Genomic DNA, 14,311 nt, shown 5'->3' on the forward strand with positions numbered 1-14,311 from the left:
CAACATGAACCGAATGTGGGGTTGTTTCGGATACGCCCGCGAGGCGAGGAACATTCTCATACGGTGTTTTTGGGAGCTACAACCGATTTGTAGCAGGGGACGACCGTCTGAGGGCGGCGACCCTGTCTGGTACGAGGAGAGGGCAGAGAGCTCCGATGTCCAACTACCTAACGAACAACGAAGCCTCCGGGCGGGCGACGGCCAAACGCCGTCGCAAGCTCTGGCTCGCCAGCGGCGTGGCCGGTCTGACGGGCGTGATCAGCATCGCGGCGGTGGGCGTCGCGGGCAGCGCCGGGGCGGTCGGCCTGAACTGGAACACCGCGCAGGTCAGCAAGGATGGCGACCAGCACGGTGACGAGGGTCGTGACTGGGACAAGGACCGGGACAAGGACAAGGGCAAGGACCGGGACAAGGACCACGAGCGTGGGAAGGAGGTGCCCTGCGACACCGACAAGCTGATCCAGGCGATCGTGTTCGCCAACAACAAGCACGGCGGTGTGCTTGAGCTGGCCAAGGGCTGCACCTACAACCTGAGCCGCAACGACTTCCAGGGCAACGGCCTGCCGGTCATCACCGAGAACATCACCCTGAAGGGCGAGCACACCACGATCGCCCGCGAGGCCACGGCCGACTACTTCCGCATCTTCAACGTCGGTGCGGGCGGTCACCTCACCATCAAGGGCCTGACCGTCAAGGGTGGTCAGACCCTGGAACTGTTCACCGCCGTCGAGCCGGCGGCCGTCTGGGCGTCCTACTCGGACTCCGAGGCGATCGCGGCGCAGGTGAAGGCCGGCACTCCGCTGGAGCAGGCCCTCACCGCGCGGCAGGCCAACCCGAAGGCGGGCCTCAAGGCCGCGCCGAAGGTGACGCCGAAGGCCGCGACGAAGGCGGCGCCGGGCGCGGTGACGCCGCTCGTGGAGTACCCGGACGACAACGACGGCGCGGGCATCCTGGTGCAGCCGGGCGGCTCGGCCGAGATCATCGAGTCCGAGGTCGTCCTCAACCAGTCCGGCGGCAACGGCGGCGGTGTGGCCAACTTCGGTACCACGAAGATCTGGCACAGCACCGTCGCGGGCAACACCGCCTTCTTCTTCGGTGGCGGTGTCTTCAACGCCGGCCTGCTCAAGGTCGAGGAGTCGAAGATCAAGGACAACACCGCGATCATCGGCGGTGGCGGCATCTCCAACGGCGCCGCGCCAATCTTCACCGACGACGTCGACGGCGGCACGGTCGAGCTGAAGAAGACCGTGATCAGCGACAACGAGACGCTGGGCTTCGGCGGCGGCTACCTCGACATCGAGGGCAACACCACCGCGTACGACACCGAGATCACCTCGAACACGGCGGTCCTCGCCGGTGGTGGTCTGGCGGCGGCGGACAGCCAGCTGAACCTGCACAAGGTGACGGTGGCGAAGAACAGCACCGCCGGGGTCGGTGGCGGTCTCGCCATCGCCTTCGACAGCGCGGTGACCGTCGAGGACAGCTGGATCAAGGAGAACACCGCCGGCTTCTTCGGCGGCGGGGTCTTCAACGCCGGCAGCGTCCTGACGCTGCGGGACAGCGAGGTCGTCGGCAACCGGGCCATCGGGCCGATCGGGGTCGGCGGCGGCATCTTCAACATCTTCGGCGAGGTCAACCTGTCGAAGACGAAGGTCGCGAACAACTTCTCGACCTTCGCGCCGGGCGGTGTGTTCACCTTCTTCGGGCCGGTGAACGTGGACGACAAGTCCGCCATCACCGCGAACCGCCCGACGAACTGCCTGGCCATTCCGGGCGGCGCCATCGAGAACTGCTTCGCCTGAGCACCACGCACCACGCACCAACAAGAGACCGGCCCCCTTCCGCACGACGCGGAAGGGGGCCGGTCCCCGCTCACTTTCGGACGAACACCGCCACGCTGCGCGCCGGCACCGTGAAGGTCCCGCCCGCCCGGTCGAACGACGCCTTGCGCAGCGCCGGGTCGGCCGAGTTCACCAGCACCGGGTGCAGCGCCACGTCCGCACCCCGCAGGCCGGGCACGGTCTGCGTCGCCGTCTTCGGGGTGCCGTTGAAGACCACGGTCAGCGACGTCCACGCCCCACCCAGGCCGCGGGCGTCCAGGGTCATGGTCAGCACACCCGGGGTCTCCGACGCGCCGGAGAGGGGGAACGCCACCCGCCGCTGCACCTGCTCCGCGCTGCTCAGCCCGAACACCGGCGACGACGCCCGGATGCGCAGCAGCTCGGCGTACCGGGCGTCGGTGGTGTCGATCGCCGCGCAGTCGGGCACCAGGGCCCGGTCCGCGAGCAGCGGCTTTGCGTACGGCCACTTGTCCTGGTTGTCCGGCGCCGGTGGCAGGCCGACACCGAACCCGTTGCCGTTGGCGCAGCCCCAGCGGATCTGGTTGAACCAGTCACCGGAGTTGAACGAGTTGCGGTCCAACGACTTCGACCGCAGCCGTTCGGTGCCGGCGGTGACGAACCCGGTGCCCTGCCCCAGCACCACCGTGCTCAACGCCAGCACCTGCATCCGGGACCGGTCCGCCGCGCTGGTGTCCTGCGGCAGCTTGTACGCCAACGCGTCGTACAGGATCTCGTTGTCGTGCGCGTCGACGTAGGTGACCGCCTCCCCCGGCGCGGCGGTGTAGCCGGCCGGCGAGGCGTTGTAGTCCACCTGGGCCCCGGTGACGGTACGCCCCGAGGTGTCGGTGAACCGGTAGTCCCGCAGGTTGCCGACCAGGCCCACCTTGATCAGGTCGTGGGCGTGCAGGAGCCGGGCCTTCTGGGTGGCCGCCGACCCGTTCACCTCATCGCCGTTGGGGTCGGTGTAGAGCCCGGAGGCGAAGCCCTGCGCACGCGGGTTCGCGTCGAACGGACCGCCGCCCCGGACCGCGTCGCGCAGCCGGTCGTTGAACGTGCCGACGCCGGTGCCGGCCATGTTGGCCTGGGTGGCCTGCTCGAACCGGGCGTCGTTGGCGACCTCGCCGAAGTTCCAGCCCTCGCCGTAGAGCATGATCGCCTTGCCGTCCACGCCGTCCCGGGCCAGGGTCAACTTGTCCAGGGCCTGACGCACGGCCAGGATGTTCGCCTTCGGGTGGTGGCCCATCAGGTCGAACCGGAAGCCGTCCACCTTGTACTTCCGGGCCCAGGTGACCAGCGAGTCGACCACCAGCTTGCCCATCATCGCGTGCTCCGGCGCCGTGTTGGCGCAGCAGGTGGAGTTGGCCACCGTGCCGTCGTCGAGCAGCCGGTGGTAGTAGCCGGGCACCACCTGGTCGAGCACCGACTTGGCGTCGACGCCGGCCGCCGCCGTGTGGTTGTAGACCACGTCCATGACCACCCGCAGGCCGGCGTCGTTCACCCCGGCCACCATGCGGCGGAACTCGGCGGTCCGCGCCGCCCCGCTCGGGTCGACCGCGTAACCCCCCTCCGGAACGGTGTAGTGCAGCGGGTCGTACCCCCAGTTGTAACCGTCGGTGTCGGCGACGGCCGCGACGCACTTCTGCTGCTGGTCCGAGTCCGGCGGCAGCGCCGCCAGGTCGCAGGCCGGCTGGCGCTGGTCGGCCCGCTTCTCGGGGATCGTGGCGAAGTCGAACGCCGGCAGCAGGTGCAGGTGGGTGACACCGGCGTCGCCGAGCGCCCGCAGGTGCCGCATGCCGGCGGTGCCCGGGTCGGTGAACGCCAGGAACGTCCCCCGCCGCTCGGCTGGCACGGTCTCGTCGGCGATGGAGAAGTCGCGCACCGACAGTTCGGAGATCTGCGCCTTCGACGCGGGCACCGGGGCCGGCTTGCGTAGCGTGCGCCACCCGGGCGGGGCCAGCGTCGGGTCGTCCAGGTCGACGAGTTGGCTGTGCGTGGAGTCGGCCGCGAGGGCCACCGAGTACGGGTCGGTGACCGAGGCGGTGACCATCCGTTGCACGGCCGGCTGCCACGCCTGCACCCGGTAGCGGTAGTACTTCCCCGTCCAGGCGTGGCTGCCGCGTACCGACCAGACGCCGGTGCGGTCGTCTCGGCGCATCGGCACGGTCTTCGGCGTGGCCGTGGGCGAGTCGAACAGGTCCAGCTCCACCGTCCGGGCGGTCGGCGCCCAGAGCGCGAGGCTGGGTGTCCGGCCGGCGAAGGTCGGACCGAGCGTGACCCGGGTGGCCGGGGCGTACACGTCGTCGAGCACGCCGGGGATCTGCACGCCGGTGGCGGCGAGCAGCGCGCCCCGGGCGTCGCGCTCGGTGACCAGGAGCTGCCCGCGCAGCGCCGCCGGCACCTTCGCCAGGTCACTCCGGTCGAGGGTGAAGGTTCGGTGGGACCACAGGTGCGGGAACGCCGCCCGCTGGGCCTCGGTGAGCCCGTTGCGCTGCGCGCGCAACGGCAGACTGGTGTACGTCCCGGACAGCTCCCCGTCGACGACGCTCACCCCACCGGTGGGGGCGGCCACCAGGGCGTACACCCGACCGTCGGTCGGCGGGGTCTGCCAGGCGATGGTGGACCTGTCGATCCAGTGCGCCTTCTGCGTGGCGATGTCGGTGTCCCCGCCGGCGCTGGTCGCGGTCGACGGCAGCAGCCGCCCCGGGGTGGCGGCGAGCAGCCACACCTCCCGGCCGGCGCTGGCGAAGTCGAGCCGCTGGTCGTCGGGCAGATCCTTGGTGTCGCCCTTGTGGATGATGTAGTTGAGCCCGGTGGCCCCGGCCGCCAGCGGCACCCGGAACACCGCGCCGAACGCGTCGATCGACGTCGGCGCGAACGGGCTGGCCCACTCGGTCGGCTTGGCCGCCCCGTCCCACAGGTGCAGGCCCCACCCGTCGTAGTTGCCGTCGGCCCGCCGGTAGTGGATGACCGCGGTGCCCTCCTCGACCGACGGATCCGGTTGACCGGTGGCCGCCTGCCGGCTCGGGTAGATCGCCGGGTCACCCTGCTTGAGCCAGACCTCACCGGTGGCCGTCACGTCGATGCTGCGGTCCTGCGCGACGTCCTTGGTGCCGTTCTTGTCGACCACCACGAAACCCACCGACTTCGCGCCCGGCGTGAGCTTCACCCAGGCGAACCGGCCGTAGGAGTCCTCCCCGGCGAACGGTTGCCCCTTCGGCCACTCGGTGACGTACGCCGGGTCGATGTCGCCCCAGGCGTACAGCCCCCAGTCGTCGTACCCACCGGCCGGACGCTGGTAGTGCACCACCGCCCACTCCCGGGACCCACCCCGCTCGGGCGTGCCCACCACGGCGACGGACCGGGCGGTGGCGGTACGGCCCCGTCCGTCCCGCACGACGGCGCGGTACTCGACGCGGGTGCCGCCGGCAAGACCGGTCAGGTCGTGGTGCACGGTGTACGGCGCGTGGTCGGCGCTGCCCAGCAAGGTCCACCGGCCGCCGCCGACCCGCGCCGCCACGGTGACGGTGGCCAGCGGGTCGCCGGTCACCTTCGCGGTGACCGCCGCGCGGGTGGCCACCGACGCGTCCGGCGCGGGGGTGGTGATGGCGATGGTCGGCGTTCCGCTCGGCCGGGCGATGGGACTGCCCGCGCGGTACACCGCCGCCGACAGCGGCGGCACCGTCAGGGTCAGCTTCCCGTCGCCGCCGGCCTTCGCGCTGGCGGATGCGCCGTAGATGCCGGTGAAGGTGGCGCCGGCCGACCAGGTGTCCACGCTGACAGTCTGCGCGGTCTCGGCGTTGTTCACGGCGACGAGGTACTCGGTCCGGTCCGCGGAGGCGACGCGGGAGGCGGCGAACACACCGGGACCGTCGGCGGCGTACCGGGTGACCTGGATGCCGTCGCGCAGCGCAGGGTGCGCCTGGCGCAGCCGACCCAGCTCGGCGATCGTCCGGTACAGCGGGTGGGCGGTGTCGAACTGGTCGCTGGCGTGGGTGCGGTCGGTGCCGAGCAGGTCGTCGTCGAGGTAGTCGGGCACCTTCGAGGCGAACATGTCCTGCCGGGCGTCCTTGTCCCCGCCGGGGCCGGTGAAGCCCTGCTCGTCACCGGAGTAGATGACCGGCTGGCCGCGGGTGAGGAACATGAGCTGGTGGGCAAGCTGGTCGCGGCGCAGGTGGCTGGCCGGGTCGGTACCGCCACCAACGATGAACGAGCCGATCCGGCCCATGTCGTGGTTGCCGAGGAAGGTCGTCAGCCGGCCGGCGTCGGTGTCCCGGGCGGCGTAGAGGTCGTCCCGGGCGTACACGTCGGCGAGAGCCTTCGCCGAACCGGCGCCCGCCGTGTAGCCCCGGGCCGCCTCCTGGAACGCGAAGTCGATGGTGGCCGGCAGACCGCCCTGCCGCACGTACGCCGACGTGACCCCCGGGTTGGCGCTGTAGACCTCGCCGAAGACGAAGAAGTCCTTCTTGCCGGCCTTCTCGGCGGCCCGCTCGACGCCCCGGGTGAACTGCGGCCAGAAGTCCATGTTGACGTGCTTGACGGTGTCCAGCCGGAACCCGTCCACGCCGGTCGCGCCGATCCAGTCGCCGTACGCCTTCGTCATCCCCCGCACCACCTCGGGACGCTCGGTCCACAGGTCGTCGAGGCCGCCGAAGTCGCCGTACTCGCTGTTCTCGCCGGAGAACGTGGAGTCGCCCCGGTTGTGGTACATGCTGGCGTCGTTGAGCCAGGCCGGCACCTTCACGGTCGCGTCGCCCGGCTCCGGGAAGACCGGCGTGTACGGTCCGGCGCCCGCGTCCACCGTCGGGAACTCCCTGCTCCCGTCGGCGTAGTTGCGGTCCTCGAAGGCCCGACCCTGCGCGTCGGTGTACGGCGAGGTGGCCTTGTCCACGTAGGCGTAGCGGTCCTCGGCGTACTTGATGACGTCCGCGGTGTGGTTGACCACCACGTCGAGGTAGACCTTGATGCCCCGCCGGTGCGCCAGCGAGACCAGCTCCTTGAGCTGCGCGTTCGTGCCGAAGTGCGGGTCGACCTGGGTGAAGTCGGTGATCCAGTAGCCGTGGTAGCCGGCCGAGATGTCGTTCCCCTTGCCCTGCACCGGACGGTTCTTGAAGATCGGGGCGAGCCAGATGGCGGTGGTGCCCAGGCCCTGGATGTAGGCCAGCTTGTCGATGACGCCCTTGAGGTCACCGCCGTGGTAGAAACCCTTGTCGGTCGGGTCGAGCCCGGTGCGCAGCCGGTCACCGGTGAGCCCACCGGAGTCGTTGCGGCGGTCGCCGTTGGCGAACCGGTCCGGCAGGACGAAGTAGAACTGCTCGGCGCGCGCGGTGTCGGTGCCGGCGGCCAGCAGCGCGTCGGCGGTCGGCTCGTCGCGCCACTGCACGGCGCCGGCCGCGGCCAGCGGGTCGGCGCTGGTCGGGCGGGGGTCGGCGTCGGCGCCGAGGGGACGCGCGGACTCCGGCGTACCGACGAGGGTGAAGGTGAGCAGGCAGGCGAGCGCGAGCAGGGCGGTACGCGGGATCGGCGGGGGTTTCATCGACGGCCTTCCTCTGGTCGTGATTGGCCGCACGCTAACCCTTGCCGAAACGATCTGCAATACCTTGCAAACAAAGTCGTAACAGAGCAGCAAACTTGCGCAAGCGTCGGTCAGAACCCGCTACAGCGCACTCCGTCGACAGTGCACCCCCGCGGCGTCGTGGCCGCCCGCTCCAGGTGGAACCGCAGCGCCACCGACCCTCCGGCCGGCACATCCACCCCACTGACGTACGTGAAGCCGCCGTCGAACTGCCGCACCGTCCCCTGGGGCACACCCTCGACCCAGGTGGTCACCAGCCGACCACCGGCGAACTCGAACCGCACCGTCCAACCCCGGTCCACACCGGACGCGTTCACGATCAGCACCTCGCCGATGAAGCCCCCGTCGAAGCTCTGCACCACCCGGTAGCGTCCACTCACCGCCGGCGGCTGCTGCGGTGGCCGGGTCGACGGCCGCGCCGACGTCGGCGCCACCGGCGGACCGACCGTCGGCGGCCGCGACGTGACCGGTGCGCTCGGTGGTAACCCACTGGCCCGCGGCGACAACCCGGGCAACAGCGCCGAGTTCTCCGCCAGCGGCGTCGGCGACAACTCGGACGGCGACGCCGGTGCCTGCGGCAACGGCAGACCCGCCGCGGGTGGCGGCCCGCCGTCCCGCGCCGGACTACGCCCCCGGTACGCGCCCAGGGCCACGAACAGCAGGACCACCATCACGACGACGCCCGCGCCCACCACGATCCACGGCGACGACGCGATGGCCGCCGGACCGTGCGACGACGGTCGCGGGGCACGACGCATGCCGGACATGTACCTCCCTCAGCGGGCCGTCCGGGCAGCCTAGCGATCGACGGCCCGCCCCGGAAAGCGCCGACGTCGCGTGCGACGCCACCCGACGCCCGGTCAGCTGAGCCGGCACTCCACCCCGTTGACCACGCACCGCACCGGACGCTGCGCCGATCCTTCCCAACTGACCCGCAACCGCAGGGTCTGCGAGTCACCCGCACCCAACGACTCTCCGCCGCTGAGCACGAACGCACCGTCACCCTGCGCCGCCACCGAGATCCCCGCCGCGCCGCTCACCCGCAGGCCCCGCGTGTCGTCGGCGAAGGCCAGCTCCACCCGCCAGTCCACCGACCGGTCCGACTCGTTCGTCACCGACAGCGTGGCGTCGGTCGCGTTCCAGCCATCCGTACCGACCTTGTACTGCGCCGACACCACCGGGTTCTTTGTCGCCAGGGCCGCGGCGCTCGTCGCGCCCGGCGACGGCGACTTCGTGGTGGCGCGCGGCGACGGCGTCCGGCTGCTGCGCGACGGGCGCGGCGACGCCGTCCGCCGCTCCAACCCACCGGGCGTCGGGGCAGACGACGCGGCAGCCGGCGTCGTCGGCAGGAACACCGGCGGCGCGGCCTGCGGCGTGCTCTCCCGCTCCCGGGTCCGGAACGACAACAGCGCGACCACCAACAGCACCGCCAGCGCGCAGACGCCCACCAGCACCACGATCCACGGCAGCGACAGCACCACTCGCGCCGTCCGCGGACCTCCCGCGCCGTCCGGCCCCACCGCCATCAGGTCTCCCCTCGTCCACCGACGCGACAGCGTAGCCAGCGCCGGCCGGACCGGAAACCCGGGCGGGTACGGATCAGACCGATAGGCCCCTCCCGCCCGGAAAACGGTTCGACGGCGGCGACGGTCCGCCGGTGGTCAGGCCGTCCGGACGACCGTGCAGATCAGCGGCCCCTCACCGGAGGTCCGCAGCAGGTAGCGGTACCGCTCCCCCGGCACCGCACGCCCCTGGCTGTCCAGGAACTCCCACTCGACCGACACCAGGGTCAGCAGCGCGGACACCGGCTGCACGTCCTCGATCCGGGCATGCGCGGCGATCAGCTCCCGGTCCTGGTAGTCGGGCGCGGCGCCCACGAAGGACAGCGCGACCGCCGCCAGTGAGGTGAACGAGAAGCTGTACGTGTCCGCCACCACCAACCCGGGCAGGGCGTAACAACCACCGAGGGACGGCAGGTCGCCCGAGGTCAACGCGGCACCGTACCGGTCGAAGAAGCCGGTCAGCGTGTCGAGATCCATGGAGGCGTTCACGGCGACAGCAATTGCCGCTCTCCGGGTGGGCCAAACCTCAGCGGGCCGGGACCCGCACCTCGATCTCCGTACCCAGTCGGGCGCCACCGGCCAGTCCCAGGTCGTCGCCACTCCAGAACCGCCCCGGGTCGTACCAGTTCGGACGCTTACCGGCGGGCAGCAGACCCATCGCCTCGTACGTCACGGCCACCACCTCGGCGCAGTACGCCGTCTCCAACGCACGCTCCTTCGCCGCCGCGCTGCTCGGCGTCGCCGGCGCGCTGCTCGGGGTGGCCGGCGCGCTGCTCGGGGTGGCCGGCATCCCCGGGACGGCTCGGGTGGCCCGGGACACCGCGCGGAGCACGGCCTGCCCGGGGCGCGGCAGCGACGGCACCCGGCCACGCGCCCAGCGCCACGCCAACTGCGCGGTGGACGGGAACGGCGTACCGTCCAACCGCGCGACGGTCCGCAGCACCGCACTTTCCATCTCGCCCTCGGCCGGCGGGTCGAGCTGCCGCAGCCAGGCCCGCTGCCCGTACCGGTTGGCCCACACGCAGACCGCGTCCCGCAGGTCATGCAACTGGACACCACGCTGGTGGGTACCCGACCACAGGTCCGGCAGGGACTTGCCCAACTCGGCGTGCCACATCAGCGGCGGCATGTCGTCCAGCACCACGGCCATCCCGACGTGGTTGACCGGACTGTTCGTGGTGAACTGAATCGCCCGGTCCGGCACGCTGCGACCCCGGAACACCCACACGTCGCCGGTACGGGTCAACTCGACGGCCTCATCCAGGCTGATGCTCATGAGGGTCTAGCCTAGGCCGATGGGGCAGCGAATGCGGTGGTGGAAGATCCTCGGCCTGGCCGGCCTCGCCGGAGTGGCAGCGTCCGGTGTGGTCATTGCCCGAGCCGAGCGGCGGCGGCGCGCGTACACCCCCGAGGAGATCCGGCAGCGACTGCGGGAACGCCACGCCCAGGCCAATGAGGCAGCGGACCCCGCCTGACCACCCCGCCGGGCAACCTGCGCACGTCCGCGCGGGACTGTGTCGTGCGGGCGTAATCGTGCTCGATCCTGGTTGCAGTGGCCCCGACCGCGCGCCGAGGGGCCTGCTTCCTGGCTCAAGCACGATCTTGCCCTCGGCTTCGTACGCGCCGTCTCAGGCTCCCGGCCGGACTGGCGCGCCCCGATCAGCGAGACAGCACTTTCGGGATGTTGCTGCCTTCGCCGGCTGTGAGGCAGCAACATCCCCGATGTTGCGCACATGATGAGCCCGCCAGGCGTGGCCCGCCGCGTCGGGTGGCGTCGGGTCGGCGTTGGGCCGGGGCTGGGTCGACGTCGGCATTGGGCCGACTCCGGGTCGGCGTCGGCGATCGGGGTCCGGGGCCGCGTCGGCGTTGGGCCGGCTCCGGGTCGGCTTCGGGTCCGGGGCCGCGTCGGGGTCCGGGGCGGCGTTGGGCCGGGTCGTCGCCGGAGCGCGATTTGTCCGGTTTATGCTGGCCAGGCGGCACCTGGGTACCAGCGGTCGGTCGCGGCAGTGCCTTGATCGACACGAGGTCGCTGATGTGGGGGCATCCCTTGTGCGGAGATACCGCCAGTTCGGCGATGTCGAGTCGATCATCGCCGGGAGGGACCAACGGTCTGTACCGTCTGGCCGGGGACGGCCCACGCTGGTCCACCGCCGGCATCACCTTCCACCCCAGCCCCGAGATCCCCTGGCCGGCGACCCCCGCCATCCCCCGCCAACACGGCGCACCCCAGGCGGACCCGACAGCCCCCTGAAGGCGCGACACCGCCTAGGCCGTGTTTCGTAGGGCGCGGAGCCATTGGTTGATGGCGGCGATGGTGAGGGTGGCTTCGTAGCGCACGGCGAGTTTGTCGTATCTGGTGGCCATGGCGCGGTGTTGTTTGAGTTGGTTGATGCCGCACTCGACGGCGTGGCGCAGGCGGTAGACGTCGGGGTCGAAGGCGGGCGGGCGTCCGCCTTGGGAGCCCTTGGCTTTGCGGTGCGCGTCCTGGTCGGCCTTGCTCGGGATGCACGCGCGGATGCCCCGGGATCGCAGGTGGGCACGGTTGGCCTTCGACGTGTACGCCTTGTCGGCCAACACCGTGTCGGGGCGGGTCCGTGGCCGGCCACCACCGGCTCGAGGAACGCGGATCTTGGCCAAGACGGGGATGAACTGGGGGCTGTCGCCGCGCTGCCCAGCGGTCACCACCAGAGCCATCAGCTTGCGGCCCTGCTCGCAGGCCAGATGGGTCTTGGTGGTCCAGCCGCCCCTCGATCGGCCAAGCCCGTGATCTGCCGGCTCGGCCTGCACACCACCAGCAGGCTCCTTCTGCGCCTGGCCGTCGCGGCGGGCTCCCGCCGCGTGCTGGTGGGCGCGGCTGATGGTCGAGTCCACGCTCACCGTCCAGTCGACCAACCCGGCGGCGTCCGCGCGGGCCTGCAACGAGGTGAGGATCCGCGCCCAGACACCGTCACGCTGCCACCGCCGAAACCATCGATACAAGGTCTGCCACGGCGGGTACTCCGCGGGCACGTCACGCCACGGCGATCCGGTTCGGACCCGCCACCGGATCCCGTCGATGATCAGTCTCATGGTCCATCTGCGCGGCCGAGCATGACCCGTTCCCGCAGGCAGCAACGGCTCCAACGCCGCCCACTGCACGTCGGTCAGGTCATGTCGCCTCACTGCCGTTACGCTCGGCACGAGGTCTCCGGTGTGAAGTTCTAGCTTGGTCGCTGAACCAACTACCGGAGACCTCTTCAATTAGCGACCACCGCCACGCCAACATCGACGCCCTACGAAACACGGCCTAAGGTCGGCTCCGCCGGCAGACGCCCAGGGTCACCGGTGGGGTCGCCTGGGCGCCTGAGGTCGCCGGCCGGGGCGTGATCGACTCGGGATCGCCGATGTCGGGGTGTCCCGCACGCCCGGATACCCCGACATCGCCGACGTCGAGTCGATCACGCGCGCAAGAGCCAGTGAGCGCCGCGCACGGCGTCGCGGATGCGAGGTCTGTCCGTTTTTGGGCCGCCGGGATGCTGTGGTCGGTGGCACCGTGCGGGCGGAATCGCGGGCCGGGCGGGGTCGTTATACCTGGCACGCCGCCGCGCCCCCGGGGCCGCCCGGCAACCCCCGGGAACACCCGCCGGGCCGGTGTCGTTACACCCCCGCACGGCCGAGCACCACCCCCGGGCCGTCCCCCGGTCCCCGGCGCGGGAATGACCTGACGCCCCGGACCGTTGCACCACCTTCCGCGCAGACCCCTCTTGTCGGGTCGCCGGAGCAGATCCCCCTCACGAACTTTCCCCGCCCGGCACACCCCCCCGTGTGCCGCGCGCGTATCCCCCGATGAAGCAGAGGAGCACGCCATCATGCGTACCGATCTGATTCGTAAGACCGCCCTGACCGCCGCCGGCCTCGCCTTCACCGGCGGCGCCATCGCCGGACCCGTCACCACCGCGTTCGCCGCCGAAAGCACCGCCAAGCCCGTGTCGCAGACCCAGACCGACCGCAAGGGTCACGGCGAGCGGCAGCTCGGCGTGCGGTACGAGGCCCAGCCGAACTTCTACTACTGCGGCCCCGCCGCGGCCCGTAACGCCCTGAGCGTGCAGGGCAAGGACATCAGCGTGGACGCCATGGCCAAGGAGATGGGCACCACCGAGGCCGGCACCAACAGCATCAACGACATCACCCCGGTCCTGAACAAGGAGACCGGCAAGACCGACGCCTACCACAGCGTCGAGATCAGCAGCCCCGACGCCGACGCCAAGCAGACCGACACGCTGCGCGCCGACATCATCCGCACCGTGGACAACGGTCGGGCCGTGGTCGCCAACATCGCCGGCACCAGCACCGACACCGACGGCAACACCCACTCCTTCGAGGGCGGGCACTACATCAGCGTCACCGGCTACCGCGACAACGGCAACATCGTCACCATCGCCGACTCCGCCGACCCGAACACCGCCTCCTACCAGATCACCGTCGAACACCTCGCCGACTGGATCGCCACCCGCGGCTACGCCACCAGCTGACCCACGCACCAGCACCACCGACAAGGGCCGGACCCCACGGGGTCCGGCCCTTGTCGCATGTCCGAAACGCGCCGGCATCGGCACCTGGTCAGGGGCTTCCGGCGGCACGCGCCGGCTTGGCGTCCGGCACCAGCGCCGACTCCGCATGACGCTCCGGCGCCACGGACGGCTCCGGCTCGACGGCCTCCAGACGATGGGCACGTCGACGCAGCCACCAGGTGCTGCCCAGGCCGGCCAGCACCGCGAGGACCAGGCCGGCCCAGGAGATGTCCTTGAGCCAGTGCTCGGCCGCCCGACCGACGCTGAACAGCAGGTACGTGGTGCCGAACGCCCAGACCAGCCCACCGGCGGCATTGGCCACCAGGAACCGCCGGTACGGCACCCGCAGGGCCCCGGCGAGCGGGCCGGCCAGGATCCGCAGCAACGCCACGAACCGACCGAAGAACACCGCCCACACGCCGTGCCGGGCGAAGCTCTGCTCGGCTCGGGCGACCTGGGCGGGGCCGAGATGGCGGGGAAAGCGCCGGCCGAGGCGGGCGAGCAGCGGACGCCCACCGCGACGACCCACCGCGTACCCGATGGAGTCGCCCACGATCGCTCCGGTGGCGGCGGCGGTCGCTACCCACTCCGGTTCCACCACTCCGGTGGCCGCGAGCAGGGCGGAGCTGACCAGGACGATCTCACCGGGCAGCGGCACGCCCATGCTCTCCACCCCGATCACCCCGGCGACCAGCAGGTAGACCGCGATCGGAGGCAGCGACACGAGCCAGTGCTGGACGTCGAACACGGGTGACCCTCCTCCGGCCGGGCCTCGAACCCTACCCG

General features: G+C 71.3%; 10 protein-coding genes. 3 read left to right on the forward strand and 7 right to left on the reverse strand.

What is annotated here, in order from left to right:
• Positions 1–155: 155 nt before the first annotated feature.
• Positions 156–1,802 (forward strand): hypothetical protein, encoded by a 1,647-nt coding sequence (locus ACN263_RS19780; protein WP_422735864.1) that lies wholly within the window; start codon positions 156–158, stop codon positions 1,800–1,802.
• 70 nt (positions 1,803–1,872) lie between these two features.
• Here ACN263_RS19780 and pulA read toward each other — a convergent pair whose 3' ends face one another.
• The 5 genes from pulA to ACN263_RS19805 form a co-directional block, all read right to left on the reverse strand.
• Complete coding sequence (gene pulA, locus ACN263_RS19785; protein ID WP_422735865.1) at positions 1,873–7,374, reverse strand: pullulanase-type alpha-1,6-glucosidase; 5,502 nt, start codon at positions 7,372–7,374, stop codon at positions 1,873–1,875.
• 110 nt (positions 7,375–7,484) lie between these two features.
• A complete protein-coding gene (locus ACN263_RS19790) occupies positions 7,485–8,180 on the reverse strand; it encodes a cellulose binding domain-containing protein (RefSeq protein ID WP_422735866.1) in 696 nt (231 codons plus the stop codon).
• Positions 8,181–8,273: 93 nt separating this feature from the next.
• Positions 8,274–8,939 (reverse strand): cellulose binding domain-containing protein, encoded by a 666-nt coding sequence (locus tag ACN263_RS19795; protein WP_422735867.1) that lies wholly within the window; start codon positions 8,937–8,939, stop codon positions 8,274–8,276.
• Between the two features lie 135 nt (positions 8,940–9,074).
• Entirely contained in the window at positions 9,075–9,464 is a 390-nt protein-coding gene (locus ACN263_RS19800; RefSeq protein WP_422735868.1) for a hypothetical protein, read from the reverse strand.
• 37 nt (positions 9,465–9,501) lie between these two features.
• Complete coding sequence (locus ACN263_RS19805; protein WP_422735869.1) at positions 9,502–10,251, reverse strand: hypothetical protein; 750 nt, start codon at positions 10,249–10,251, stop codon at positions 9,502–9,504.
• A 19-nt stretch (positions 10,252–10,270) separates the two neighbouring features.
• On the opposite strand from ACN263_RS19805, the gene ACN263_RS19810 reads away from it, so the two are divergent.
• A complete protein-coding gene (locus tag ACN263_RS19810; RefSeq protein WP_422735870.1) occupies positions 10,271–10,450 on the forward strand; it encodes a hypothetical protein in 180 nt (59 codons plus the stop codon).
• 790 nt (positions 10,451–11,240) lie between these two features.
• On the opposite strand, the gene ACN263_RS19815 is transcribed toward ACN263_RS19810, so the two are convergent.
• Positions 11,241–12,137, reverse strand: coding sequence for an IS5 family transposase (locus tag ACN263_RS19815; protein ID WP_422735871.1), 897 nt, complete (start codon positions 12,135–12,137; stop codon positions 11,241–11,243).
• Positions 12,138–12,823: 686 nt separating this feature from the next.
• Between ACN263_RS19815 and ACN263_RS19820 the strand changes: the two genes are divergently transcribed.
• On the forward strand, positions 12,824–13,486 hold the full coding sequence (locus ACN263_RS19820) for a C39 family peptidase (RefSeq protein WP_422735872.1): 663 nt from the start codon (positions 12,824–12,826) through the stop codon (positions 13,484–13,486).
• 88 nt (positions 13,487–13,574) lie between these two features.
• On the opposite strand, the gene ACN263_RS19825 is transcribed toward ACN263_RS19820, so the two are convergent.
• Entirely contained in the window at positions 13,575–14,273 is a 699-nt protein-coding gene (locus ACN263_RS19825) for a DedA family protein (RefSeq protein ID WP_422735873.1), read from the reverse strand.
• Positions 14,274–14,311: the final 38 nt, after the last annotated feature.

It is taken from the genome of Micromonospora sp. WMMD729, from assembly GCF_049315225.1.
Lineage (GTDB): Bacteria > Actinomycetota > Actinomycetes > Mycobacteriales > Micromonosporaceae > Micromonospora.